Source organism: Kribbella antibiotica (assembly GCF_004349055.1).
Taxonomy (GTDB): Bacteria; Actinomycetota; Actinomycetes; order Propionibacteriales; family Kribbellaceae; genus Kribbella; species Kribbella antibiotica.
Map to the genome: position 1 here is coordinate 1 of NZ_SMKX01000132.1, position 25,968 is coordinate 25,968.

At 66.9% G+C, this 25,968-nt stretch carries 24 protein-coding genes; 11 read left to right on the forward strand and 13 right to left on the reverse strand.

Annotation, left to right across the window (positions count from 1 at the left end; all coding sequences use genetic code 11):
- Positions 1-1,098, reverse strand: a 1,098-nt coding sequence (locus tag E1263_RS32255; RefSeq protein WP_238161726.1) for a hypothetical protein, incomplete at its 3' end; no start/stop codon positions are given.
- Positions 1,099-1,232: 134 nt separating this feature from the next.
- Complete coding sequence (locus E1263_RS32260; protein WP_132174301.1) at positions 1,233-2,573, reverse strand: FAD-binding oxidoreductase; 1,341 nt, start codon at positions 2,571-2,573, stop codon at positions 1,233-1,235.
- Positions 2,574-2,795: 222 nt separating this feature from the next.
- Here E1263_RS32260 and E1263_RS32265 point away from each other — a divergent pair, with 222 nt between their 5' ends.
- Complete coding sequence (locus tag E1263_RS32265) at positions 2,796-3,899, forward strand: helix-turn-helix transcriptional regulator (protein WP_132174303.1); 1,104 nt, start codon at positions 2,796-2,798, stop codon at positions 3,897-3,899.
- Positions 3,896-4,996, forward strand: a complete 1,101-nt coding sequence (locus E1263_RS32270) for a helix-turn-helix transcriptional regulator (RefSeq protein ID WP_132174305.1) — start codon at positions 3,896-3,898, stop codon at positions 4,994-4,996. Before E1263_RS32265 ends, E1263_RS32270 begins: the two co-directional genes overlap by 4 nt.
- On the opposite strand, the gene E1263_RS32275 is transcribed toward E1263_RS32270, so the two are convergent.
- Positions 4,965-6,644 (reverse strand): acyltransferase, encoded by a 1,680-nt coding sequence (locus E1263_RS32275; protein WP_132174307.1) that lies wholly within the window; start codon positions 6,642-6,644, stop codon positions 4,965-4,967. The genes E1263_RS32270 and E1263_RS32275 overlap by 32 nt on opposite strands.
- An 83-nt stretch (positions 6,645-6,727) precedes the next feature.
- On the opposite strand from E1263_RS32275, the gene E1263_RS32280 reads away from it, so the two are divergent.
- From E1263_RS32280 to E1263_RS32300, 5 genes are all read left to right on the forward strand, one after another.
- The gene (locus E1263_RS32280) at positions 6,728-7,810 is read left to right on the forward strand and encodes a LacI family DNA-binding transcriptional regulator (protein ID WP_132174309.1); all 1,083 of its coding nucleotides are present in this window, start codon (positions 6,728-6,730) and stop codon (positions 7,808-7,810) included.
- Positions 7,811-7,963: 153 nt separating this feature from the next.
- Entirely contained in the window at positions 7,964-9,277 is a 1,314-nt protein-coding gene (locus E1263_RS32285; protein ID WP_132174311.1) for an ABC transporter substrate-binding protein, read from the forward strand.
- Positions 9,277-10,257 carry a carbohydrate ABC transporter permease gene (locus tag E1263_RS32290; protein ID WP_132174313.1) on the forward strand — a complete coding sequence of 327 codons (981 nt, stop codon included), beginning with the start codon at positions 9,277-9,279 and terminating at the stop codon, positions 10,255-10,257. Before E1263_RS32285 ends, E1263_RS32290 begins: the two co-directional genes overlap by 1 nt.
- Positions 10,250-11,089, forward strand: coding sequence for a carbohydrate ABC transporter permease (locus E1263_RS32295; RefSeq protein WP_132174315.1), 840 nt, complete (start codon positions 10,250-10,252; stop codon positions 11,087-11,089). Before E1263_RS32290 ends, E1263_RS32295 begins: the two co-directional genes overlap by 8 nt.
- A 25-nt stretch (positions 11,090-11,114) precedes the next feature.
- The gene (locus tag E1263_RS32300; protein WP_132174317.1) at positions 11,115-11,570 is read left to right on the forward strand and encodes a MaoC family dehydratase; all 456 of its coding nucleotides are present in this window, start codon (positions 11,115-11,117) and stop codon (positions 11,568-11,570) included.
- Here E1263_RS32300 and E1263_RS43395 read toward each other — a convergent pair.
- From E1263_RS43395 to E1263_RS32330, 6 genes are all read right to left on the reverse strand, one after another.
- Positions 11,567-12,400 (reverse strand): hypothetical protein, encoded by an 834-nt coding sequence (locus E1263_RS43395; protein ID WP_202869153.1) that lies wholly within the window; start codon positions 12,398-12,400, stop codon positions 11,567-11,569. The two genes, E1263_RS32300 and E1263_RS43395, sit on opposite strands and share 4 nt — an antisense overlap.
- A gap of 26 nt (positions 12,401-12,426) precedes the next feature.
- A complete protein-coding gene (gene efeB, locus E1263_RS32310; protein WP_132174319.1) occupies positions 12,427-13,689 on the reverse strand; it encodes an iron uptake transporter deferrochelatase/peroxidase subunit in 1,263 nt (420 codons plus the stop codon).
- Complete coding sequence (efeO, locus tag E1263_RS32315) at positions 13,686-14,822, reverse strand: iron uptake system protein EfeO (RefSeq protein ID WP_132174321.1); 1,137 nt, start codon at positions 14,820-14,822, stop codon at positions 13,686-13,688. The genes efeB and efeO overlap by 4 nt, the downstream gene beginning before the upstream one ends.
- Complete coding sequence (efeU, locus tag E1263_RS32320) at positions 14,800-15,642, reverse strand: iron uptake transporter permease EfeU (protein ID WP_132174323.1); 843 nt, start codon at positions 15,640-15,642, stop codon at positions 14,800-14,802. Before efeU ends, efeO begins: the two co-directional genes overlap by 23 nt.
- Positions 15,643-15,687: 45 nt before the next feature.
- Positions 15,688-16,242: an RNA 2',3'-cyclic phosphodiesterase gene (gene thpR / locus E1263_RS32325; RefSeq protein WP_132174325.1), complete on the reverse strand. Its 555-nt coding sequence runs from the start codon at positions 16,240-16,242 to the stop codon at positions 15,688-15,690.
- Positions 16,243-17,195: 953 nt separating this feature from the next.
- Positions 17,196-18,599, reverse strand: a complete 1,404-nt coding sequence (locus E1263_RS32330) for a mycothione reductase (protein WP_132174327.1) — start codon at positions 18,597-18,599, stop codon at positions 17,196-17,198.
- A 45-nt stretch (positions 18,600-18,644) separates the two neighbouring features.
- On the opposite strand from E1263_RS32330, the gene E1263_RS32335 reads away from it, so the two are divergent.
- Together E1263_RS32335 and E1263_RS32340 are read left to right on the forward strand one after the other, a co-directional pair.
- Positions 18,645-19,385 carry a DUF4429 domain-containing protein gene (locus E1263_RS32335; RefSeq protein WP_132174329.1) on the forward strand — a complete coding sequence of 247 codons (741 nt, stop codon included), beginning with the start codon at positions 18,645-18,647 and terminating at the stop codon, positions 19,383-19,385.
- A 2-nt stretch (positions 19,386-19,387) separates the two neighbouring features.
- Positions 19,388-20,029 (forward strand): DUF4429 domain-containing protein, encoded by a 642-nt coding sequence (locus tag E1263_RS32340; RefSeq protein WP_132174331.1) that lies wholly within the window; start codon positions 19,388-19,390, stop codon positions 20,027-20,029.
- Here E1263_RS32340 and E1263_RS32345 read toward each other — a convergent pair.
- The gene (locus E1263_RS32345) at positions 20,026-21,342 is read right to left on the reverse strand and encodes an MFS transporter (protein WP_132174333.1); all 1,317 of its coding nucleotides are present in this window, start codon (positions 21,340-21,342) and stop codon (positions 20,026-20,028) included. The two genes, E1263_RS32340 and E1263_RS32345, sit on opposite strands and share 4 nt — an antisense overlap.
- On the reverse strand, positions 21,339-21,788 hold the full coding sequence (locus E1263_RS32350) for a MarR family winged helix-turn-helix transcriptional regulator (protein ID WP_132174335.1): 450 nt from the start codon (positions 21,786-21,788) through the stop codon (positions 21,339-21,341). The genes E1263_RS32345 and E1263_RS32350 overlap by 4 nt, the downstream gene beginning before the upstream one ends.
- A gap of 82 nt (positions 21,789-21,870) precedes the next feature.
- Between E1263_RS32350 and E1263_RS32355 the strand changes: the two genes are divergently transcribed.
- A complete protein-coding gene (locus tag E1263_RS32355) occupies positions 21,871-22,977 on the forward strand; it encodes a hypothetical protein (protein WP_132174337.1) in 1,107 nt (368 codons plus the stop codon).
- On the opposite strand, the gene E1263_RS32360 is transcribed toward E1263_RS32355, so the two are convergent.
- Positions 22,935-24,410, reverse strand: a complete 1,476-nt coding sequence (locus E1263_RS32360; RefSeq protein WP_132174339.1) for an NCS2 family permease — start codon at positions 24,408-24,410, stop codon at positions 22,935-22,937. The genes E1263_RS32355 and E1263_RS32360 overlap by 43 nt on opposite strands.
- Positions 24,411-24,491: 81 nt before the next feature.
- Here E1263_RS32360 and E1263_RS32365 point away from each other — a divergent pair, with 81 nt between their 5' ends.
- Positions 24,492-24,797: a DUF2530 domain-containing protein gene (locus tag E1263_RS32365; protein WP_132174341.1), complete on the forward strand. Its 306-nt coding sequence runs from the start codon at positions 24,492-24,494 to the stop codon at positions 24,795-24,797.
- A 223-nt stretch (positions 24,798-25,020) separates the two neighbouring features.
- Here the strand turns inward: E1263_RS32365 and E1263_RS32370 are convergent, their stop codons facing one another.
- Complete coding sequence (locus E1263_RS32370) at positions 25,021-25,896, reverse strand: DUF3027 domain-containing protein (RefSeq protein ID WP_132174343.1); 876 nt, start codon at positions 25,894-25,896, stop codon at positions 25,021-25,023.
- Positions 25,897-25,968 lie beyond the last annotated feature (72 nt).

A 25,968-nucleotide genomic window follows, 5' to 3' on the forward strand; every position in this document is an offset into this window, starting at 1 on the left:
GCGCGGGGCGGCGGGGTCGGGCGGGAGTCTCAGTGGAGTAGTGGCTGTGGGAAGAGTGGCGGGCGGGGTCTGGGTTGCCAGTTCTTCTTCGCGCTGCATGCGGTCGCGTTCGGCGCGGAGGAGGCCGAGCATCCCGAGGTCGAGGAGCATTCCGCCGGCTGCGGCGAACTGGGTCAGGGCGAACTGGAAGACCTGGGTCATCAGGAGGGAGACCAGGACGGCCAGCTCGAAGAGGCGAACTGCTCGAGCGCGGTTTCCGTTGCGTAGTTGCAGGGCGCCGCGGACAGTGAAGGTTGCTGACAGCAGGCTGCCCACGATCACGCCGGTCACGGAGAGCTGGCCGAGGCCTCGGCCGGCGATGGCTGCGATGGTGATTGCACCGACTGCCTGGAGAGCCAGTACGACGATGGCTACGGTCGGCGCCTTCGGATGGGTGGCCAACCGCTCAAACCCACGCTGGAGCGCCCGCCAGGCGGCGTCCACGGGTGCGGCCAGTTCGACCTCGTCAGGCGGGCAGGCCGCGAGCAGCGCCTCGGTCTCGCTGCGGCCCTGGACGTCGGGCCCGACCGTATGGAGCAGCTCGGAGGCCTGGGCCCGTCGCTGCCGGGACAAGCCTCCCGCGACTCCCTCGACCGCGTGATCGATCACGTTGGCCAACTCCTCGCGCGGGTCGATCGGCCGCCGGGTCGACAGGAAACGACTGGCGAGCACGATCAGCACGAAGACGACGTACACGATGGCGGCAGTGGGCTTGTAGAAGTAGTTGTTGTCCGAGGTGACGAACTTGCCGACCTCGTCGATGAACAGCCCGAACCCGACCCCGCCGACCAGCGCAGCGGCCGGGCGGACGACCGGACCGACGTACCCGAGGAGCAGGGAGATCGCGATCAGCATCAGGATGCCGCCGGGCAGGACATGCGCGATGTGCAGGCCCTTGCCGCCGATCTGCGGGTAGCCGCTCAGGCTCAGGAACAGCCGGGTGATCAGCACCGTGGCGACGCCGGACACCACGAAAGTGGTCAGATGCTCGCCCGAACGGACGTTGCGGACCAGACCCGCCCGCATGAGGTACGACGACCGCGTGGTGGTGGGGGTCATGCGGAGGAAGGTTAGTTCACTTCACGAGAGCTGCCACGATCACCATGGCGACGAGCGCCACCAGAACGAGCGATACCACGACGCGGCGTGAGCGGGGATCCACCGGCTCAGGCTAGTGGACCCCCACTTCGCGCTCAGCAGGGCAGGGGGTAGTTGCCGGTCAGAGTGCCCTGGGGGTCGACCCGTTGCTTGATCTCCCGGAGGCGTGCCAGGTCGGGTCCGCGGAAGGATTCGTCGAGCGAGCCCTTGGTGGACAGAGCGGTCGGCGGCAGGTCGCCGGCCCGCCACGGAGACACCGCCTCCTTCAACGCGGCGAGGGCCTGCTCGGCCGAGCCGACCAGCTCTGGCACCGGGAGGATCGACGCCGCCAGGAGCATGTACTGCGCTGCTGGGTCGGCCGCCGCGATCCCGGGGTGAATGACGTCGTCGCTGGCCCGGAGATGCCGGAGCTGGACCTGGAAGATGAGCGACGGCTGACCGGCGTACTCGAGCAGCGTGTCGATCAGTTCCGGGGTGACCTCGTCGAACGTACTGGTGGTCAGTGCGATCGCTGCCGGGGTCACCGGCTCCTGCGTGATCCGGACGACTCCACTGGCTTCGAGCGGGCCGATCGTGTCGACCAGCACCGTCCCCGCAGCCCGGATCGGCGCCAGCGCCACCTCAAGCGCCTCCGGGTCGTACGGCGCTGCTCCGTCGATCATGCAGAACGACTTCCCCCGAACCGTCTCCGGCAGTTGCATTGCCGGCGGGTAGTGGGTCAGGTACGCCCACAGCGTGACGTGCTCCGGCGCCTCCAGCGTGGCCTTCCCGTACGCCGCCAACACCGCCGGTGCCTGGTCGATCGGGAACATCAACCGCCCGCCCACGATCGCCGGAGCCGGATGCAGTTCCACCTCGACCGAGGTGACCACTGCGAAGTTGCCACCCCCACCGCGCAGTGCCCACATCAAGTCCGGGTCGGTGGAGTCGTCGATCCATCGGCGGGCCCCAGCCCCGTCGACGATCTCGGCAGCACGCAGGCTGCCCGCTCCGGACCCGTACGGGCGGGCGAACCAGGACAACCCGCCACCGGTGCAGTACCCGACGACGGAGATGTCCCCGTTCGACCCCGGCAGACCGGTCAGCCCCGTCCCGTCCAGAGCGGTCTGCAACGTCCCCCACCGGACTCCAGCCCCCACGCGAGCGATCCGGGCCTGCGAATCCACCCAGACCTCGTCGAGCGCGTTGGTGCGCACGACGATCGTGTTGTCGAGCGCCCGGGTGGCGCCGTGTCCCCCTGCCTGCGCAGCGACCTTCAGGCCGTGCGCCGCGGCGAACACCACGGTGTGCTCGACATCGCTCGGCCCGGCGGCCTCGACCACGGCCAGCGGTTGCTGGTCGACGGTCAGGTTCCAGGCGGGCCGCACCAGTGCCCAGGCCGGGTCGGCCCGTGTCACCAGCCGCCCAGTCAGTACCTCTCGAAGCTCCTCGATCATGAGTAGAACCTTCGGACAAGCGGTCGCCGAGCGGTATCCCAGTTTTCTGGGTACCTCACAGCGTGCGGTAGGCACCGGCGGTCACCGCGGCCGGGCAGATCGGATTCCTCATGGTTCCAGCGTGGCCCGATCGGGCAGGCTCCGGTATCCCAGCAGTCTGGGGTCTTCCACTCCCAGCGTTCTGGGATACCGGACGGCCCGGATTGAGGTCAGACTGAATCTGTGCAGACCTACCACGCCGAGTCCGCGCGCACGGGGCTCCAGGCGGCCGCTGCGGCCGGCCTGGGCTGGGAGGACTTCTGCCTGACAGCCGCCGAGCTCCTGGAGCGGGCCATCCCGAACGACGGGATCTGCCTGGGCCCGGCCGACCCGGCAACGAGTTTGCTGGTCGGGCGGGTGAAGACGCAGATGGAAGGTGCCGACGAGCAGGCATTTCTGGCGCACGAGTACGGCGCCGACGACATCAACCGCTTCTCCGATCTGGCGCAGCGAGATGTCGGGGTCAGCATCCTGGCCGAGGCCACCCACGGCAGGCCGGAGCTCAGTCCGCGGCACCAACTGATGATGTCCGAGGCCGGACTTGAGCATGAGATGCGGGGGACGCTGCGGTCCGAGGCCCGGATGTGGGGCTTCTACACGATCTACCGGCATTCGGGCCGGAGTGGTTTCTCCCCGGCCGAGGCCGAGTTCATGCACCGCCTCGAGCCGATCATGGCGGCCGGGCTACGGCGCGGGCTGATCAGTTCGGACCTTCAAACCAAGCAGCGCTCGTACGGCGCGGCTGTTGTCATCGTGAATGCCGCGGACCAGGTCATCTGGGCAACCGAGGCCGCCGAGGAGCGCGTGACCGACCTGGGTGGCGAGATGTGGTCGCGGCTGCCGGTTGCGGTGCAGGTCGTGGTGAGCGCGGCTCGTGGGATCCCCGGACAGCCGCCGCAGCTACCGCATGTCCGGCTGCGCACGCGCTCCGGTCAATGGGTGTCGGTGCACGCCGCACCAGTTCGTGGCCCGGACGGCGTCACGCCCGATATCGCAGTGACCATCGAGAACGCCGGTGCGGCCGCAATCATCCCGCTGGTCGTCGCGGCGTACGGACTGACCGAGCGGGAGCGCAGCGTCGTCCAGCAGGTGCTGGGCGGCGCCAGTACCCAGGAGATCGCCGGGCGGCTGATCATGTCGCCGTACACGGTGCAGGACCACCTGAAGGCGGTCTTCGGGAAGACCGGTGTGTCCAGCCGACGTGAACTGCAGTCCCGCATCTTCTTCGAGCACTACACCGGCCGCATGGAGAACGGGGTCGACGTCAACGGCTGGCTCGCCGAATGAAGACCTATCGCGCGGAGACGGCGTATGCCGGGCTTGAGGCGGCGGCGGATGCCGGGTTGCGGTGGGACGACTTTTGCCGGGCGGCGACCGAGTTGCTCGCGCAGGCGATTCCGTTCGACTCGTTGTGTATGGGGACGTCGGATCCGGCGACCAATCTGTTGTGTGGGGCGGTGCTCCACGATCTCGACCAGTTGTCGACGGAGGAGTTCGTGGAGGCCGAGTACGGCGACCCTGACTACAACCACTTCGTTGATCTGGCTCGGCGGACTGTCGGTGTGAGCATTCTGGATGAGGCGACCGACGGCAATCCGCAGCTGAGCCGCAGGTATCGGGAGTTCCTCACCAGGATCGACATCCCGCACGAGATGCGCAGTGCGTTGCGGTCCACGGGGCGGATGTGGGGTGTGGTGACGCTGTACCGCAGTACTGGGCGCAGTGGGTTCTCGCCGGGTGAGGCGGCCTTCATGCACCGGATCGAGCCGGTACTGGCGCGTGGGTTGCGACGGGGGTTGATCGTCGGTGATGTGCAGCGTGCGGAGCGGTCAGCGGCGAATGCGGTAGTGATTCTGAACGCGGCGGACCAGGTGGTGTCGGCGACCGATGCGGCCGAGCAGCGGTTCCTGGATCTCGGGGGCGACCTGTGGTCGCTGCTGCCGGTTGCAGTGAAGAGTGTCGTGGCGGCCGCACGCGGAGTGGCTGGGCAGTGGGTGCCGGAGATGCAGGTCCGCACCCAGGCGGGCGAGTGGCTGACGCTGCATGCTGCTCGGGTACGTGGGCCGGAGGGGACCACGGATGACGTCGCGGTGACGATCGCACCGGCGGGACCAGCCGAGATCATTCCGCTGGTGGTTGCGGCACATGGGCTGACTAAGCGGGAGCAGCAGGTTGTGCAGCAGGTGCTGGCTGGTGCCAGTACGGCGGAGATCGCGCGACGGCTGCACATGTCGCCGTACACGGTTCAGGATCATTTGAAGGTGGTGTTCGAGAAGGTCGGGGTGTCGAGCCGGCGGGAGCTGACATCGCGGGTGTTCTTCGACCACTACGTCGGGCGGTTCGGTCAGAGCCCTACTGCCACGGGCTGGTTCGCGGGGGGATGAGCGGCTCCGGGCGGTGGACGCCGCGCGGGCGGTAGCCGAGGGCATCGGAGTGGCCTAGGTAGTCGGCGAGAAGCCAGACGACCGACAGCCACATCTCGGTGCCTTGCAGGCCTGGGATCGCACGATCATCGGTGCCGTTGGGGGCGAACGCGAAACCTTCACCGTCGACCCAGCGATCGAGGACGCGGTCCAGTTGCTGCTCGGCCCAGTTGCGGGCGTCCTGTTCGCCGTACGACGTCTGCTTGCGGGCCAGCCAGAGTGGGTGGATCACGTCGAGGACGTTGCAGGCGTTGTCGTTGTCGCCGGTGAACATTCGCCGGTCGTTGCTGTGGGCAAGAATGGTGGCGACGGCTTGTTCGGGGTACGGGAGCGGGAGGCCGAACTGGGCATAGGTGCCGCGGGTGAGGCGGTAGAAACCGTTGACCACTTGGAGCCAGCCGTCGTCGGGATACGGGCTCCCCCAGGCGCCGCTGGCGCGATCGGCATTGATGGTGAGCCAGCCGATGAGCTTTTCGAGGTTGTCGTCACCGTTGTGGTCGTGGTGATTGCGGGCGATGGCGGTACCGAGGGCATCTATTGCCGCGCCGGCGGACCAGGAGTTTCTTGCCCAGGGCAAATTGTCGAGTTCGGCGGTGCTGAAGGTGGTGTCGATGCGGTGTTCGAAGCTGCCGCCGAGGACTTGGAGGGCGTAACCGACGCAGAGGACATGGTACGGCGCTTCGCCTTGCAGGACTGAGAGTTTGGCATCGGACGGGAGGTTGAGACCAGCGTCGGAAAGGTCGCCCGGGGCAACTAGTCCGGTGGTCGGGTCCTGGCGGGCACGGAGGCGGCGGACGAGGTCGTCGCGGGTGTGGCCGGTGGGCGTGCGTCGGACGAGGAGGTCTGCGATTTCGATGGCGTCGCACCACGGGCGGATTGCAGGTGCGTGATCGAGCCCTGGCCGGTCGACGAACCGCTCACCGTCCCAGGAACGGGCCAGTACGGCGTCCACCTGGTCGCGGGCGCGAGCCGCGAAGGAGGTGAGCCGGGAAGGCAGTCCGGCAAGGAAAGTGGGAGTGGCGGGCGCAGATCCAGCGGGGATGGCTTCGTCGGGGTGGCGGGAGCGGATCACCCGGGCGGGATTGCCGACTGCAATGGAGTGGGCAGGGATGTCTTTCGTGACTACTGCGCCGGCGCCGATGATGGTGTGGGCGCCGATGGTGACGCCGTCGAGAATGGTGACCGATGAGCCGATCCAGACGTCGTCGGCAATGGTGATGCCGCGGCTGGTGTGGGGTTGGCGGAAGATCGGCTCGCCCGGGGCGGTGCCGTGATTGAAGGCGAGGATCGAGCTGTGGGCGCCGATGCGGACACCGTCTCCGATCGTCACCTCCCCGCGGACTGCAGTGAAGGGGTTGATCGTGGTGTCGGAGCCCACGGCGATGCGGCCGGTGAGATAGGCATGGGCGGCGACATAGGAGCGCTCCCCCAGCTGCAGCGAAGCGCAGTAAACGGCGGCGGACTCGGCGACGTACACGTCGGGGGCAAGCGCCACCTCGCCGGTGAGGCGCGCCTGGCGGTCCTCCTGCCGGGATCGCTCGGCGGGCGTGGCGGTCTTGGCGTACTCCCAGGGCAGGAAATCCAGGCGCAACGGCTCGGCAGAGGTCATGGGATAACGCTATCCAACACTCGTGAATCGTGCGTGGCCGAAAACGGCGCTGCTACTCTCCCGTCCATGCGGGCAGGTAGTGCATGACGACAACCGGATCCTTGGCCAACGGTGAGGCCGACGGTACGGCGGGCTCGGCTGCCCCGGACAAGCGTGGTCATCGCGTCACGATCAGCGACCTGGCCCGGCAGTTGCAGATTTCCAAGGCCTCCGTCTCCTACGCGCTGAACGGTCGCGCCGGGGTCAGCGACGAGACTCGGCAGCGGGTGCTCGACCTGGCGGAGGAGCTCGGCTTCCATCCGAACTCGGCCGCCGTCGCGCTGTCCGCGAGCCGGACCCGCACGATCGGCATCGTGATCGCTCGCGACCCGACGCTGATCTCGACCGAGGCGTTCTACATGCGCACTCTGGTCGGCATCGAGCAGTACCTGAACGAGGTCGATTCGTCGCTCCTGCTGCGCCTCACCGGCGAGAACGGCGAAGACCTCGACGTACTGCGGCGCTGGTCGCGCCAGGGCCGGGTCGACGGGTTCGTGCTGTTCGACGAGCACCAGAACGACCCGCGAATCCCGCTGCTCAAGGAGCTCGGCGTGCCGTGCGTCGTGGTCAGCTCGAACGCCCCCGACGACGGGGTCGGCCGCCTGATCAGCCAGCCCGAAGAGACTGTCACGCTCCTGCTCGATCACCTCGCCGAGCTCGGTCACCGCGACATCGCCCACGTCAGCGGCCCGTTCCACTTCATCCACGAACAGCTCCGCGTCCAGCTCCTGCGCGAACACGCGGCAGCCCGCGGCATCACCGTCCGCCACATCGAAGGCAACTACCGGTACGACGACGGCGCCGACCACACCCGGCGGTTGCTGACCGGGCCGGATCGCCCGACTGCCGTCGTACTGGGGAATGATCTGATGGCTGTGGCTGCGCTGCGCGTGACGGCCGAGCTAGGCATCGACGTACCGGGTGAGGTTTCGATTCTCGCGTGGGACGACTCGCCGCTGTGCGAACTGGCCGGACCCGGGATCACCGCGGTCGACCAGCAGACGATGGAGCGCGGCCGCGCGGCCGCCGACCTGTTGCTGCGCCTGGCCGGCGGTCAGCAGCAGCTCCACCTGGAGGCCCCGCCCGGGCTTCTCCGGATTCGCACCTCGTCCGGACCGGTGATCTGACTACTCTGGGCGAGTGATCGCTTGCGCACCGTGGACAGCACGTCACGAGGCAGTAACGAAGATCACGTGGCTTAACCGGTTAGGGTTTCCAAACTTAACCGGTTAGGCCATATTGGGCCCACATCATCACCGCACGAGGACGAGGAGTCCGACGTGAGACTGCGTTCGTTTGTAGCCGCGGTAGCGGCGACCGCCCTAGGGGTCAGCCTGGCAGCCTGTGGAGGGTCCGATTCGGGCTCCGACGGGGGCACGGGTGGCGACCAGACGCTGACCTACTGGGCCAGCAACCAGGGCACCAGCCTGGACAACGACAAGCAGGTCCTGACCCCGGTCCTTGAGCAGTTCACCAAGGACACCGGTATCAAGGTCAACCTCGAGGTGATCGGCTGGAACGACCTGCAGACGCGGATCCAGACCGCGATCACCTCCGGCCAGGCGCCGGACGTGGTCAACATCGGCAACACCTGGGCCGCCTCGCTGCAGGCGACCGGGGCCTTCCTGCCGTTCGACAACGACGCACTGACCGCGATCGGGGGCAAGGACAAGTTCGTGCCGACGGCTCTGGCGACCGGCGGCAAGGCAGGCGAGGACATCACCTCGGTCCCGCTCTACGGTCTGGCCTACGGCCTGTACTACAACAAGGCGATGTTCGCGGCCGCCAAGGTGGAGCCGCCGAAGACCTGGGAAGAGATGGTCACCGCCGCGCAGAAGCTGACCAACCCCGCGAAGAACCAGTGGGGCATGGCGCTGGCCGCCGGCAGCTACACCGAGAACGTGCACTTCGCGTTCATCAACGGCGCCCAGAACAAGTCCGAGTGGTTCGGCGCCGACGGCAAGCCGACCTTCACCAGCGACGGCAACGTCCAGGGTGTGCTGCGGTACCTCGACCTGATGCAGAAGGACAAGGTCGCGAACCCGTCCAACGCGCAGTACGACAACGGCACCAAGTCGGTCAACGACTTCGCGACCAAGAAGGTCGCGATGGTGATCAACCAGAACAACGCCGACTCCTCGATCGTTGCCAACGGCATGAAGGCCGGCGAGTACGGCGTCGTACCGTTCCCGGCGCCCGCCGGTGGTGAGCAGGTGGCCAGCCACGTGGCCGGGATCAACCTGTCGGTGTTCAAGAACACCAAGCACAAGGACGCGGCGCTGAAGTTCGTCAAGTACATGACGGACGCCACCACGCAGACCACGCTGGGCAAGCCGTTCTCCTCGCTGCCGGTGCTCAAGGACGCCAAGCCGGTGTTCACCACCGACGCTGCCGAGGCGGCGATCTTCTCCGACATCTACAACACCAAGTCCAAGCCGCTGCCGCTGGTGCCGGCCGAGGACCAGTTCGAAAGCACCGTCGGTAAGGCGATGAACGGCCTGTTCGCCAAGATCGCCACCGGTGGAACGGTCAGCGCCGACGAGGTGAAGGCCGCACTCCAGACCGCCCAGGACCAAGTGGCCGCGAGCAGCTGATGTCGGTCGCCACCCACGAAGCGACGCCGGCGGCCACCAAGCCGCCGGCTCGCAAGTCCAAGCCCGGCATCGAGCACCGCCCCGGCCTGCGACGGTGGTTGCCCTACGCACTGGTCGCCCCGGCCGTCCTGATGGAGCTGGTCATCCACATCCTCCCGATGCTGGTCGGGATCTGGATGAGCTTCGTCAAGCTGACCAAGTTCTTCATCGCGAACTGGTCGGCCGCCCCGAGCGCCGGGATCAACAACTACAAGGTCGCGCTGGATTTCGACAACGCGGTCGGCGAGGGGCTGCTGAAGTCCTTCGGCGTCACGGTGGTGTTCTCACTCGTCACCGTCGCACTCTCCTGGGTGCTCGGTATGGCGGCAGCTGTCGCGCTGCAACCGGCGTTCAAGGGCCGGGCCATCGTCCGCACGCTGTTCCTGGTCCCCTACGCGCTTCCGGCGTACGCGGGGATCCTGACCTGGAACTTCATGCTGCAACGCGATACCGGCGCTGTGAATCACGTGCTCACGCAGCTGCACCTGGGCGATGGCAAGCCGTTCTGGCTGATCGGCAGCAACGCACTGATCTCGCTGATCACGGTCGCGACCTGGAAGCTGTGGACGTTCGCGTTCCTCACCTTGATGGCCGGCCTGACCAGCATTCCGCGCGATCTCTACGAGGCCGCCTCGGTCGACGGCGCCGGCAACCTGCGGCAGTGGCGCAACATCACGCTGCCGTCGCTGCGCCCGGTCAACCTGGTGCTGGTACTCGTGCTGTTCCTGTGGACGTTCAGCGACTTCAACACGCCGTACGTGCTGTTCGGTACGGCGCAGCCGCCGGCCGGTGACCTGATCGCCTTCCACATCTACAACGCGTCGTTCCTGACCTGGAACTTCGGTTCGGGTGCGGCGATGTCCGTGCTGCTGCTGATCTTCCTGATGATTGTCACCGGCATCTATCTGATCGTCACGGGAAGGAAGAGTCGACGTGGTTGAGACCAAAGGCTTCAAGGCCTACCGGGCCGTCGTACTGATCGTGCTCGGTCTGTTCGTGACGATCCCGCTGTACGTGATGGTCACGTCATCGCTGAAACCGCTCAAGGACGTCCAGGGCGCGTTCACCTGGTGGCCGACGAACCTCACCATCGCGCCGTTCATCGACATGTGGAAAACGGTGCCGTTGGCAAGGTATTTCGTGAACTCCACGATCGTGTCGGTCGTCGCCACGCTGTTCTCGGTGGCGCTGGCGATCCTGGCGGCGTTCGCAGTGTCCCGGTTCAAGTTCCGCGGGCGGACGGTCTTCACCACCACGGTGCTGTCGACGCAGATGTTCCCCGGCGTGCTGTTCCTGCTGCCGTTGTTCCTGATCTTCGTGAACATCAACAACCAGTTCGGGGTGCAGCTGGTCGGGACGCGGCTCGGCCTGATCATCACGTACCTGACGTTCAGTCTGCCGTTCTCGATCTGGATGCTGGCCGGCTATTTCGACAGCATCCCGCGGGAGCTGGACGAGGCGGCGCTGGTCGACGGCTGTGGCCCGATGGGTGCACTGTGGCGAGTCGTCCTGCCGGCGGCGCGCCCGGGCGTGATCGCGGTCGCGATCTACTCGTTCATGACCGCGTGGGGTGAGGTTCTGTTCGCCTCGGTGATGACGACCGAAGCCAACCGGACACTCTCGGTAGGGCTGCGGCAGTACTCCACGCAGACCAATATCTACTGGAACCAGATCATGGCGGCGGCGCTGATCGTGAGCATCCCGGTCGTGATCGGATTTTTGCTTGCCCAGCGCCACTTTGTGGCAGGTGTGACCGCGGGAGCAGTCAAATAGTTGTTTGATCAGTATCTTGGAAGGTATGTACTTCGAGGACTACGTGGTGGGGACCCGTACCGAGCACCCGGGACGGGTCGTCGTCGGGCAGGGTGAGATCGTCGAATTCGCCCAGCGGTTCGACCCGCAGTACTTCCATCTGGACCCTGATGCCGCAGCGCACGGGCCCTACCACGGCCTGATCGCCAGCGGCTGGCACACCGCGGGCCTGATGATGCGCCTGTACGCCGACCAGTACCTGACGAAGGTGGCCAGCCTGGGCGGCCCCGGGGTCGACGAACTGCGGTGGCACCTCCCGGTCCGCCCCGGCGACATCCTCCGCCTCACCACCGAGATCCTCGAAGCCACCCGCTCCCGCTCCAAGCCGGACCGCGGCCTGGTCCGGACCCGGACCGAGCTCTACAACCAGGAGAACACGCTGGTCTTCTCCTGCATCGTCCTGAACCTGATCGGCGCCCGCACCCAGCCGGCTCGGGCCTAGGACCAGCCGTCCACGTAGAGCGACGTCGAGTAGGACGACGCGTACCTGCCGTCCTTGCCGACCGTCGCACCGCTGTACCCGTGAGTCGAAGCGCGGTAGCTCCCCTCGAGACTGAAGTCCCTGACCGCGCTCGGGCCGCTGGCCGGAACGCCGGATCCCTGCGCGGCGAAGGAGATCAACTGGCGGCGGATCGACGCGTCTGCGACGAACAGCGGCAGCACAGTCGGCAGACCCTGCTTCAGCGCGGCGACCGCACCGGTGATGCACTCCGGGCAGTTCTGCTTCCGCGCGCTGGACGAGCCGCTGATGTTGATCCGCTCGACGTAGGCCTTGTTCGTGTAGTCGGGGTGGACCGTGACGTCGAGGTTGCCCTTCGCGCACCTGATCCCCAGCACACCGTCGTTCTTACAGGTGTACCCCTTGGCCTTGAGCGCCTTCAGGCTCCCGTTGACCGTGATCCCCGGCATGCAGCCGCGGCACGGCTGGGTCGCGGCAGGCGGCGTACTGGCTGGTGCACTCGGGCTTCCGCCGGTGGATGGCGTCGTCCCCGGTGAGCGGGGGGCGTCATCCGTCGGCTGGGACTGGACCGGTGTGCTCGGGCCGGCGGCGGTGCCACCGTCGTCGCCACCGCCGGCGAAGCGGCTGACGATGAACACGCCCGCGCCGAGGACGACGACCGCGACCAGCACGCTGAACACGATCAGGATAGTCTTGTTGCTCCCCTGCGGCGGCGGGGGCGGCGGATAGCCGCCGTACTGCGGCTGCTGTCCGTACGGGTGCTGTGGCTGGCCGTAAGGCTGGCCGTAGGGAGGCTGCTGCTGATTGCTCACCCGCGACAATGTAGTGAAAAGGTGGCTCAGGCGAAGAGCTTCTCGCCCCAGTACGAGCCAGGTGTGACACCACCGGGACATGCGAAGATCCCGGAGCCCACGTGGTGGATGTACTCGTTCAGGGTGTCGGAGCGCGCCAGCTGCTTCTGGATCGGGATGAACTGCTTGCGCGGGTCACGCTGGTAGGCCAAGAAGAACAGCCCGGCGTCCAAGCGGCCCAGTCCGTCGGAGCCGTCGACGAAGTTGTAGCCACGCCGCAGCAACTCCGCACCGCTGTTGAACTGCGGATGCGCGAGCCGGACATGCGAGTCCAGCGGGACCTTCGCTGCACCGTCGGAGCCCTTGGCCTCGAAGTCGATCGCGTCGAACTCCTCCGCCTTACCGAGCGGGGCGCCGGTGCCCTTGCCCCGACCGATGATGGTCTCTTGCTCACCGAGCGACGTACGGTCCCAGATCTCGATGTTCATCCGGATCCGGCGTGACACCAGGTACGAACCGCCCGCCATCCAGTCGGCGCCGTCGTCGGGCTGAACCCAGACGTGCTGCTCGAGCTTCGCCGGGTCCTCGGATTTGAGGTTGTTCGTACCGTCCTTGAAGCCGAACAGGTTCCGCGGGGTCGTCTGCGCGCGCGACGTCGACGACGTGCGGCCGAAGCCCAGCTGGGAGTAGCGAATCGCGACCCGGCCGAAGCCGATCCGGGCCAGGTTGCGGATCGCGTGCACCGCCACCTGCGGATCATCAGAACAAGCCTGTACGGCGATGTCGCCGCCGGAACGAGCTGGGTCGATGTCGTCACCGATGAAGTGCGGAAGGTCGACCAGCGCGGCCGGCCGTTTCCCGGCCAGCCCGAACCGCTTGTCGAACAGCGATGCGCCGAACCCGATCGTCAACGTGAGCCGGGCCGGCGGCAGACCGACTGCCTCCCCCGTGTCCTCCGGAGGAGCCTCGCCGGGACCGTTCACAGCGCCATACTGGCCGATGTCGCGGCCGGCCGTGAGCAGCGCGGCCGCAGCCGTCCACTCCTTCAGCAACGCGATCAGGTCATCGCGCTTGGTCGTCGTCACATCGAACGATGCGAAGTGCAACCGATCCTGTACGGCGGTAGTGATGCCTGCCTGGTGCGGTCCGTGGAACTCGACCGGGCCGTTGGTGTCGGCCGCCTGCGACTCCTCGCCGGCCAGCGCGGAGTGGGCGACGTACCCGGCGACTCCGGTCGCGACTGCTGCACCCGCCGCGCCGATCAGGCCGCGGCGGGAGATGCCTTTGCGCTCTGCGTTGCCTGAAGTCACTTCTTCTTCGCAATCACGCCGGCGACCTTGGAGACCGGCTCGGCCAGACCGTCGACGACCCGGCCCAGCTCCTTCTTCTCCGCCTCGGTCACGTTGTAGGGCTTGAAACCGTCACCCTCGCGGTACTTGTCGACCGCCGCGAAGACCGCCTTGAAGTTCGTGTCCAGCGACGCGACGAGGGCTGCATCCCTTGCCTGCAAGGCCGGCCGGAGCGCCTGGATCGCGGCCTGCGCGCCCTCGACGTTGGCTTGGAAGTCCCACAGGTCGGTGTGCGAGTAGCGGTCCTCCTCGCCGGTGATCTTGGTGGTGGCGACCTCGTCGAGCAACTCCTTGGCGCCGTTCGCGAGCTGCAGCGGGTTCAGCTTCACCACCTTGGCCTTGGCGACCACAGTCTTCACGTCGACGAGCAGCTGGTCGGCGTACTTCGCCATACCGGCCGTGGTGTTCTTCTCCCACAGTGCCTGCTCGATCCGGTGGTACCCGGTCCACTCGGTGCCGGGCTCGACATCGTTGACCCGGGCATCGATCTTCGGGTCGAGGTCACCGAACGACTCGGCGACCGGCTCGATCCGCTCCCAGTAGGTGCGCGAGATCGGGAACAGCGCCTTCGCCTTGGCGACATCGCCGGCCTTCACCGCGTCGACGAACTCGGTCGTCTTCTGCTCAAGCGCGACCGCCTGCGAGTTCACGTAGCGCTGGTAGCTCTCGGTGGCCTGCTTGAGCAGGGTGTCCTCGTCGACCTGCGCGGGCGCGTCACCGGCCACGTTCAGGTCGCCGCGGATGCCGTCGCCGACCATGCCCGGCTTGCAGACCGCCTGGTACTTCCCGGTCGGCAGCTCCACGATCAGGTCGCGCTTGAGGCCCGGGCCGATGTTCTCGACCTCACCCATCACGCGGTCACCATCGGCGTACACGTAGAACTCGGTGACCTTGCTGCCACCGTTGGAGACCGAGAAGGTGCTCGTCCCAGACTTCACATCACGACGGCTGAGGTCACAGCCCGAGTCGGACGCCTTGACGGTGACCGGGCCGGTGCCGTCATCGGCCACCGGGGTGGCGTCCTTGGCGCAAGCGGTGAGAGCGGCGAGCCCCAGTACGGCGACTGTGGCCTTACGAGCCTTGGACGGGAACATGCTTCTCCTGAACAGGTGATGAGGAAACCGGACGGAAGTAGAGCACCAGCACAGGCACCAGGTAGACCACCCAGGCGATCGACTCGACCACGGTCGGCGCCGGGTTGAAATTGAAGACGCCCTTGAGCAGAACGCCGTACCAGCTGTCTGGCGGGATGACGTGCGAGATGTCGAACGCCAGATGGTGCAGGCCGGGCAGGATGTTGGCCTCCTGCAGGTCGTGGAAGCCGTAGGCGAAGATGCCGGCCGCGACCAGGATCAGGACTGCGCCCGTCCACTTGAAGAAGACCGCCAGGTTGATCTTCACCGCGCCCTTGTAGATTCCGAAGCCCAGTACGACGGCCGTTGCCAACCCGAGGATGACGCCGGCGAACGGCGCCGCGGTCGTCGCGGTGGCGGCCGAGGCGTAGATAATGAAGGCGGTCTCGATGCTCTCGCGGAACACCGCGAGGAAGGCCAGGGCCACGACGGCCTGCGGGCCGATCGCGAGCGCCTTCTCCATCCCGTCACGCAGCTCTTTGGCGATACTGCGCGCCGCCTTGCGCATCCAGAAGATCATCCAGGTGACGAAGCCGACCGCGACGATCGACATCACCCCGCCGACCGTCTCCTGGGTCGTGAAGGACTTGGCGGTCAGCGCGGTCACGAACTGCAGCAACCCCCACGCGGCGGCTGCCACGGCCAGTGCCGCGCCGACTCCGATCCAGACCAGTTTCAGCTGGTCCTTCCGCTGCGACCTGACGAGAAAGGTGGCGAGGATGCTGACGACCAGCGAGGCCTCAAGACCCTCACGGAGTCCGATCAAGTAGTTCGCGAGCATGACCGAAAGGATTCCCTACCTTAGGAGTGGCTAACCTTCCTGAGGTTAACCTAAGAATTCCCATTCGCCCACTGTGGCGTACGACGCAGAACCCGTCCCGAGATGGGACTCGATCAGCTGCAGACTGCCGGCTGTCCACTCGCCGCCACTGTACGTATCGAAGACCCGCACCCAGCGTGTCGCGTCCATCTCCTGACGGAACCGCGCCAGCGTCAGATGCGGCACGAACTTCCGCCCGTCCGGGGCGACCCCGGCCTTGCTCGCCGCAGCCCGAGCCGTCTTCGACAGGTGCTGCAGTGCCTCGGTTTCGTCCCGGACTCCCGTATACAGAACCCGCGCATCCGGTACGCCAGGAAATGCGCCGGCTCCCCGAAGACTCAGCGGAAACGGCTTCTGCCGCTGCGCGATCGCCTCCAGCCGCTCCGACAGCTCATCGGTCTTCCAGTCCGGCACTTCACCCAGAAACGCCAAGGTGATGTGCCAGTGCTCGCCCGCGGACCATCGGATGTCGTCATCCGGATGTTCCCGCCGCGGTGCGACGAACTCGCTCAGATCCTCCACAACTTCAAGGGGTGGCACAACGGCCACGAACAATCGCATCCGCCTAGCTTAGGGCGTGCTGCGGCTGGGGCTTTCTGTGTACCGATGAACGGGTAGTGGTCGCCACCGAGGCTCAACGCCAGGCGCGGCGGGGGCCGGCGAGGCGGGGGTCTACCCGTTGATCGGTACGCACGGTGCGTTCTTGCGCCGACCAGTCGCTTGTGCTCCATGCGAGGCCGGGCCCGCACCCCATTGGCCGCGTGCACGCGGGGACGGACCGTCGGCACTCATCAACTGGCCTTGGGCGATTGCCACGCCTGGGCTCGCTGTACGAACTGGAGTTGGTGAGTGTTGCGCATCCGGCACACGACGTCGGCTCAGCGCGGCTGATTTCGCGACGCTAGCGACTGGGGGTGTGCGACGCTTCCTGCGCGTTGCACGCTCAGCAGGTCATCCGGAAGGTCCGCTGGGTCGACTACTACCAGTCCTTGATGTCGCGTACCCGGCCAAACGAGGTCACCGCGCCACCAAAGCGAGTTCAGCAAACCCAAGCTCGCGGCGAAATGCGTGTGCCCGGAGCGGTGGTGCTCGACATGTGCACCATCTCGAACCGCCAGCCCGGCCCGGCCCCACCCGCGCCCTCAGCCCTGGCCCTGGCCCTGGCCCACAACGCAATTGCTTCGGTGCGCCCACATCACCACAACCACCTTGCCGCTAGCCGCCAGTTCGCGACGAAGGAATGGGCGGAAGCGGCGGCAGCCGTGTGAACGGGCGGGTGGGGCGCACGGGCGAAGCACGCGACGGAGGAGCGCGCGTGGCCGGAGCGAGGGTGCTCACCACGTGCACCGCCCAGGCTGATCCCGCGGGAGCGCGCGACGCTAGCGACTGGAGGTGTGTGGCCCGTCCGGCGCATCGCAAGCTCAGTAGGTCACCCGGACGGCGGGCGCGGGCGACTACTACCTGTCCTTCGTGTCGTCCGCCCCACACAATCCGGTGCCGCTAGCCGCGCGGGCTTACTCCTGGGGTTTGAGGGGGAGGTTGAGGAGGGCGTTTTCGATGAGTTCGGGCATGGCGGGGTGGATCCAGTATTGGCCGCGGGCCATGTCGTGGGCGTTCAGGCCGAAGCTCATGGCTTGGATGAGGGGCTGGATCACGGTGGAGGCTTGAGGGCCCATGATGTGGGCGCCGAGGAGTTGGCCTGTCTCGGGGTCGGCGAGGAGTTTGGCGAAGCCGGTGGTGTCTTCCATGGCCCAGCCGTAGGCGATGTCGGCGTACTTCTGGCGGCTGACGACGAAGTTGACGCCTTGGGCTTCGGCCTCGGCTTCGGTGAGACCGACCGACGCGATCTGGGGGGAGGTGAAGACGGCGTGCGGGACGAAGCGGTGGTCGGACTTGATGCGGTGGTCCGGCTCCAGGAGGTTGTGTTTGACGACGCGGGCTTCGTGGTTGGCGACGTGCTTGAGCTGGTACGGCGAGGTCAGGTCGCCGAGCGCGTAGATACCGTCGACCGCGGTCTGCTGGTATTCGTCGACCACAACGCGACCCTCGCGGTCGACCTCGACACCGGTGGCTTGGGGGTTCAGTTGGTCGGCGTTCGGGGTGCGGCCGACGGCGACCAGGAGGTCGTCGACGATCAGCTCTTCCTTACCGTCGGGGCACAGCATCCACAGCCGGATCGAGCCGTCCTCAAGCCGGGTGGCCCGGATGGTTTCGTGCTCCAGCAGTACGTCGTACTTGCCGCGTGCGATCTCCGTGAACTGCGACGCGATCTCGGCGTCCTCACCGCGGAGCATGACCTTCGACCGGGCGATCAGCGTGACCTCGACACCGAACGACGAGAACACATGCGCGAACTCGGCCGCGACGAAACCGGACCCGAGGATCGCCAGGCGGCGAGGCAGTTCCTCGAGCCGCATGATCGTGTCGGAGGTGTGGTAGCCGGTCTCCTCGAGACCTACGATCGGCGGGATCACCGGGCGGCTGCCTGCGGCCAGGACGAAGCGGTCGGCGGTGATGACGCTGGTCACCCCGTCGTGATCCTCGACCGTCAGCTCCTTGACGCCGGTGAAGCGGCCAGTGCCGTCGTACACGGTGACGTTGGCGTTGTCGGGGTTGTGATGCCGGTACTCCGAACCTGCCGCGGCGATCGGGTCGATCCGGCCGAAGATGCGGTCGCGGATCTCGGGCCAGCGAATCCCGAGCAGTTCCTCGTCGACGCCGTACCGGCTGCTGCCGGCGGGGGTCGCGGCGACATCGGCGGTGTGGACGAACATCTTGGTCGGGATGCAGCCCTTGTTCAGGCAGGTGCCGCCGAAGACACCTCGCTCGACGATCGCCACCTTCCAGTCCGCGAACCGATGGTTCACGATCGAGTTGCCGGAGCCGGTACCGATGACGACGAGATCGTAGTGGGTCACGCTCCATTATGTGTCTGACCCCAAGGAGCGACAGGATGGTCGCTCGTGGAGGGGTTGAGCGGCGACGAACTGCGCGGGCGGAACGCGACCATGGTGTGGGACGGGCTGGGCACGGTCCAGCTGCAGTATCCGGGTCCCTGGCTCAAGCAGAAAAGCAGCTCGACGTACCATCTGCTGAAGCGGCTGGGTCGCCGGACGATCCCCGTCGAGGCGCTGGCCGGGGTTGAGGTCGTGATGCCGGGCGGCAAAGAGGACGCGACGATCCGCCTCGTGCTCCGTGAGCGCGCCGACCCGCTGCTGACGGTTGCCGGTGGTCGGCTCAGCGAGATCCTCGACCCGTACCGGTTGGACTTCGACGCCAAGCAGTGGCTGCTCGCCGACTACTACGCGCAAGAGATCCGTACGGCGATCGCCCTGCACCAACCGCCGTCCGGGCCGGCCGAGCGCTGGCTGATCGAGCCGCCGCCGGCACCGGACAAGGTCAAGTACCAGGGCGTCAAGGCCGAGCTCGACGGCACCGACCTGGTCCTCGACTACGGCTTCGGCGCGACCCAGCCAAAGAAGTCGTACGGCGATCCGTGGCGGTTGCCGCTCGCGGAGTTGCGGAACGTCGAGTGGGCGCCGCAGTCGGTCGGCCGCGTCGGCTACTTGCGGCTGACCACGACGCGGACGCCCGCTGAACGCCCCAAGCCCATGGACGACCCGGAGACGCTGCAGACCTCGGCCGTGTTCGAGACAGACGGCCTGTTCTTCGCCGCCAAGTTGCTATCCCTGATCAACTGGTGAGTATGCGACTGCAGACCAACCACGGCACGCTCGAGTGGGATGGCGCCGGCACGATCAGAGTCCAGTACGACGGACCGCTGGGCGAGCGCGTCATCCCGGTCGAGGCGTTGAGCGCCGTACGGGTTTCGGCCGTGCTCGAGTTCGAGCTGCGGGAGCATGCCGATCCGTTGTTGAGTGTGAGCGGCGGGGCGTACCAGTCGATCTACCAGTTCGAGGTCGCGGATCTGGCGGCGGCCGAGCGGCTTGCGTCCGAGATTCGGATCGCCCGCGCGCGTCGCGCCGTACCGGAGACTGCCGCGCCGACGTGGCTGGTCGCGCCGCCGTTGGCCGCCGATGCATTGGAGGGGAAGGACGCGACGGTCGCGGTGGCGAACGGGCTGCTGATGTTCGCGTACCCGTGGTCGGCGTCGCGACGGAAGAAGGCCGACGGCAACCCGCGCTCGATCGCGTTGATCGACATCGTCGGGGTCGAGTGGCGGCCGTGCGTGGGCCGACGTTCGGGGTTCGTCCGGGTCAGCACAGCCCGTACGCCGATCGATCGCCCGCGGCCGAAACACGATCCGGCCGCGGTGCGGACTGCCGTCGAGGGCGAGACCGACGCTCTGTTCTTCGCCGCTCGACTGCTGACCCGCATCCAGCCTTAAGCCACGCGCGGGCCCGTTTCCTTCACCGGAACGTCGACTACGGCTTTGTCTGCGAGTAGTTCCGTCTGCGGGAGGATCTCCAGCCGCGGACGCGGGAGCAGGTGAGGGCGGATCGAGATGCCGCGGCGGTGTGAGAAGTAGAGGACCGAGGCGATGGCGCCGAGCGAGGTCAGGCCGCCGCCGACGATCAGGGACCAGCGGGCGCCGAGCTCCTGGCCGACGAAACCGATCAGGGGCGAGCCGATCGTCGTACCGCCCATCAGGACGGTCATGTAGAGCGCCATCACGCGGCCGCGCATGGTCGGCTCGATGCTGAGCTGCATGGTCGCGTTCGCGGTGGTCAGCATGGTCAGCGACGCGAGGCCGACCAGCGGGAGGATCAAGGCAAAGGTCAGGTACGACGGCATGATCGCGCTCACGACCTCGAGCAGACCGAACGCGATCGCGGCACCGATCACCATCCGAGCGCGGATCCGCACCCGGCGGGCCGCCAGTAGTGCGCCGGCCAGGGATCCGATCGCGAGGATCGAGCCGAGGATTCCGTACTCCCCCGCGCCCTTGTGGAAGGCCTCGACCGCCATCAGGGCCGACGTGAGCTGGAAATTCAGCCCGAACATGCCGGCGAAGGCGACCGTGACAAGGACCATCATCAGATCCGGCCGGCGCCAGAGATAGCGCATGCCGTCGCGGATCATGCCCTTGTCGCGGGCCGCAACCTTGGGGGTGTGCAGCTCGGCGGTCCGCATCAGGCGCAGCGACAGGATCACGGCGGCGTAGCTGAACCCGTTGATGATGATGACCGGGCCGGTGCCGATCCAGTGGATCAGAAGGCCGGCTAGACCAGGGCCGATCAGGCGGGCGGCGTTGAAGGAGGCCGAGTTCAGGCCGACTGCGTTCGACAGATCGTCACGGCCGACCATCTCGACCACGAACGACTGGCGCGCGGGGGCGTCGAACGCCGTACCGATGCCGAAGAGGAACGCGATTACGAAGACGTGCCACGGCTCAACCACACCGGTGACGGTCATGACGCCCAGGGTGAGCGCGGCGATTCCCATCCAGACCTGCGTGATCTGGAGCAGCTTGCGCTTGGGGAAACGGTCGGCGACCAGGCCGGCGTACGGGCCGATCAGGAGGGCCGGGGCGAACTGGAGACCGGTGACGATACCGAGCGCCGTACCGGAGTGGGTGAGCTCGAGGACCAGCCAGTCCTGGGCGACCCGCTGCATCCAGGTGCCGACGTTGGAGACGATGGCGCCGGTGGCATACAGCCGGAAGTTCCGGACTCGGAAAGCGTGGAACGTGGGGCTCACTTGGCCGCCAGCCGCTCGAGAACAGGTGCTGCCTTACGCAGGATGTCGCGCTCCTCAGGGGTCAGTTGTTTGAGCTTCGCGTGCAACCACTCGTCGCGGCGCTTGCGGTTGGCAAGGATCAGCTCGTCGGCCTTGCCGGTCAGCTCGACGGTCACCTGACGTTTGTCGGTCGGGTGCGGGCGGCGGAGCACCAGGCCCGCCTCCTCCATGTTCGAGATGATGCGCGTCATCGACGGCGGTTTGACCTGCTCGTGCGCGGCCAGCTCACCGATCGTCATCAGCTCGTGCTTGGACAGGGCGCCCAGGACACCTAGCTGGTTGGCGGTCAGATCGTGACCGGGCTCGCGCTGGCGCCGGATCTGCCGCGACAACCGCAACGTGGACGACCGCAGGGCGCTCACGAGCCCCACGTCACTCTTCACCTGCTGTGCTACGACTTCCGGCATATCTTTACCTTAACTCATTACCTTTGCTAACGATAACCTCGTTCCGCTCAGTGGTATTCCCGGTGCACTAGAGTGCGGAGGCATGGGGACGCCACGCGAACTGGTGCGGTACGAGCAGCGGTTCCGGCGGGCCGGGCTGCCGCTGTTCATCGAGGACTTCTCGCCGACGCACGACATCTTCAACCGGGCCGCGCCGCTGCTGACGCTGGTGTTCCTGGCCGAGATGCTCGGCGCCACATCGCTCAAATGGGACTGGTGGCAGAACCTGCTGGGCGCGGCCGGAGGCCTTCTTGTTCTCGTCGCCGCCTTCGGGTTGCTGAACGTACGGCGGAAGCGGCCGTTCTGGTCGTTGCCCTCGCGGTTCGGTCTGCCCGAGTTGGCCGTGTTCGTGTTCCTGCCGGCCCTGCTGCCGTTGGTGACCCAGGTCCAGTTGAAGCAATTCTTCGGGATTGCCGCCGGCAACTTGTTGCTCGTCGGAGCCGTGTACGTCGTGGTCGGCTACGGACTGATCGCGACGACGTACTGGAGTCTGCGGCGGATCGCCGGGGAGCTCGGGAACTCACTGACCAGTCTCGTGCGGGCGCTCCCGCTGCTGCTGGTTTTCTCGCTGGTGCTGTTCATCAACACCGAGATGTGGCAGGTGTTCGCCGGGATGCCGGTCGCGTTCATCGTGTTCTCGGTGCTCGCGTTCACGCTGCTCAGCACGCTGTTCCTGATGGTACGGCTGCCGAAAGAACTGGACGCGATCGAGGCGGACGTGCAGTCGGATCCGCCGTTGCGGCGGATCCAGCGGCTCAACCTGAGCATGAACCTAGTGATCCGGCAGTGGGTGCAGGCGTTCATCGTGAGCACCGGCGTCGGGCTGTTCTTCGTTGCCTTCGGCATGCTCGGGATCAACGCGTCGATCTACGAAGCCTGGGGAGTGCCGCGCGGCTCATGGTCCCGGGAGTTCGAAGTACTGGGCCACACGATGATTCTGGGCGCGAGCCTGGTGAAGGTTGCCATCGGCATCGCCAACTTCACCGGGCTCTACTACTCGATCGCGCTGCTCACCGATTCGTCGTACCGGGAAGAGTTTCTGGACAACGTCAGCGCCGAGCTGCGGGATCTCTTCACAGCCCGGGCTGACTATCTGGCGCTACGGGCTCAGTTGGTGAGCCAGTCCGACAGCGGGCCGATCGCGAAGTAGATCACGAACAGCGCGCTCACGACCCACATCAACGGGTGCACCTGACGGGCCTTGCCCCGGACCGCCTTCAGGATGACGAACGAGACGAAGCCGGCGCCGATACCGGCCGAGATCGAGTACGTGAACGGCATCAGGATAATGGTCAGGAACGCCGGGAACGCGACCTCGATGTCGTCGAAGTCGATCCCCTTCACCTGGGTCATCATCAGGAAGCCGACCAGGATCAGCGCGGGGGTCGCCGCTTCGTACGGGACCAGAGTCACGAGTGGCGCGACCACCATCGAGATCAGGAAGCAGATCCCGGTCACAACGCTGGCCAGGCCGGTACGGGCGCCTTCACCGACGCCGGAGGCCGACTCGATGTACGACGTGTTGCTGGAGACCGATGCGGCGCCACCGGCCGCGGCCGCGACGCTGTCGACGATGAGGATGCGCTGCGAGTTCGGCGGGTTGCCGTCCTTGTCGAGCAGACCGGCCTCGGCGCCGATCGCGGTCATCGTGCCCATCGTGTCGAAGAAGTCGGCGAGCATCAGGGTGAAGATCAGCAGCAGCGCAGAGATCAGGCCGACCCGCTCGAACGATCCGAACAGGTTGAATTCGCCGACCAGATCGAAGTTCGGTTTCGTGAACACCTTGTCCGGCAGAGCCGGCACGCTCAGGCCCCAGCCGCCCGGGTTGTCCGCCGTGCGGCCGCCGACCTTCGCGACCGCCTCGACCACGATCGCGAGGACCGTCGCGACGACGATGCCGATCAGGATCGCGCCCTTCACCTTGCGCGCATAGAGCGTGATGATCAGGATCAGGCCGACCACGAAGATCAGGACCGGCCAGCCCCGAAGGTTGCCGCCGACACCCAGTTCGACCGGCGGACCGCCGGCCGCGCTCGGCCGCCGTACGAAGCCTGCATCGACCACACCGATGAAGGCGATGAACAGGCCGATACCGACACTGATCGCGACCTTGAGCTGCACCGGCACGGCCTCGAACACCGCTTTTCGGAAGCCGGTGAGCACCAGGGCCAAGATGATCAGGCCCTCGATCACCACCAGGCCCATCGCGTCGGCCCACGTCATCTTGCTCGCGACGGAGAACGCGATGAAGGCGTTCAGCCCGAGGCCGGTCGCCAGCGCCAGTGGGAAGTTGGCCACCAGGCCCATCAGGATGGTCACGACGCCGGCCACCAGCGCGGTCGTCACGGCGACCTTCGCGATCGCGGCGCCCGAGTCGAGCCCACCACCGATGAGCTGACCGTCACCGTCCTTGGCCGAGCCGATGATCAGCGGGTTCAGCACGACGATGTAGGCCATCGTGAAGAACGTGACGAGGCCGCCACGCAGCTCCCGGCCGAGTGTTGATCCCCGTTCACTGATCTTGAAGAACGAGTCGAAGGGATTCGAACCCGAGCGGGTCGATGTGTCCTGAAGCGAGCTCATAAGCGGAATGGTGCCAGGTTCAACCGCTTCCGAGCGAGCACTAACCACAGGTCGTTGCCAAGGTGCGTCTATGGTGGTCCCGTGACGGAGGAGCAGCCCGCGCCCAAGAAGCGCACCGACCCCACCAGCCAGCTGGCCCGCGGTGAGCTGGTCCACGCCGAGGTGAAGCCCCTCGACCTGTCCGGGATCCCGACCGTCGTCGTCGGCATCGTGCTGTGGGCGGTCGCGTTCGTCGTCCTGCTGTTCTTCCGTACGACGCTGGAGCGCGACGGACTCGAATGGTGGATCTGGGCAGCCGCAGCCGGTTTCGGCCTCGGCTGGGTCGGCCTCTGGTACTGCACCCGCCGCTGGAACAAGATCAAGGCCGGCAAGCCCGTCCGCGACTGAGGTCGTTCGCCCTACTCGGGTCGCCGCGCCGACCCCACCCGCCCCATCTCATGGGTCCACCCATCAAATGGGGGACTTTGAGCACGGTTCAGTCATGTGCGGGCGTGATTTTTGGTTGGTGGGGACTCAAAGACCGGCGGGCTGCGGAGTCGGGGACAGCAGAACGCCCGGCCGAGGGCTCGGCCGGGCGTGGACGGTACGCCGACGGGCGGCGTACCGGGGGTCAGGCTTCGGCGACCTCGTCGTCGGAGGTGGGTTCGGCGGTGGCTTCGACCTCGGTCTGGACCGCGTCGGCCTCGACGGCTTCGTCGTCGGTGGCCAGCTCCAGGGAGTCGTAGCCGGTGGTGTCGAAGGCGTGGTCGGCGACCGGGGGCTCGGCGAGGTCGATGACGGCGTCGGAGTGGGCGCCGCAGCCGTAGTCGAAGGCGACGACGCGGCCTTCGCCGGGGGCCATCTCGTTGGCGCAGACGCCGAAGGAGCGGCCGAGGGAGTCGCCGAGGCGGATCCAGTAGCCGCAGCCGTTGCACTTGTACGGGACGGCCTGCGCGATGGCGGAGGCCGGACCGAAGTCACCGGCGGCCCAGCGCTCGGCGGCGTCGTCGCGACCGAGCACCGACAGGACGCGCTCACGGCCGAGGCCGAGCTCTTCGACGACCTCGAGGACATCTTCGGGAGCGCCGGTCTCGGTGTAGCCGGGCTCCAGGCGCGGGTCGTCGGCGGGCGTCGGGAACAGGTCGCCGGGGCGCAGGTCACCAGGCTGGACGCGGTCGGACCACGGCACCCACACGGGCGCGACGATCGCTGCGTCGCCGGGGAGCATGACGACCTCGTTGACGGTGACCGTCTTCGCGCGGGATGCGCGGGTGACCGTGACCGCCCAGCGCCAGCCCTTGTAACCGGGGTGCGCGGAGGCGAAATAGTGGGTGACCAGGCGCTCGCCCTCGACCAGATGACCGAGGTGCGCACCGATCTGCGCGGCGCCGGCCTCGACGATCGCGGCCTCGCGGGCAGGTTCGACCGCTGCGACACAGACCGTGTCGGCCTTGGCGCGCGCAAGTTCCGGAGTTCTGAGGGCAGTCACGATCGCCAATTCTTGCATGCCCGGAGCGCTCTCACGAACGCGCCGTGACTGCTGGTTGTCCCCCGCAGGGGGCAGGATGGAGGCATGCAG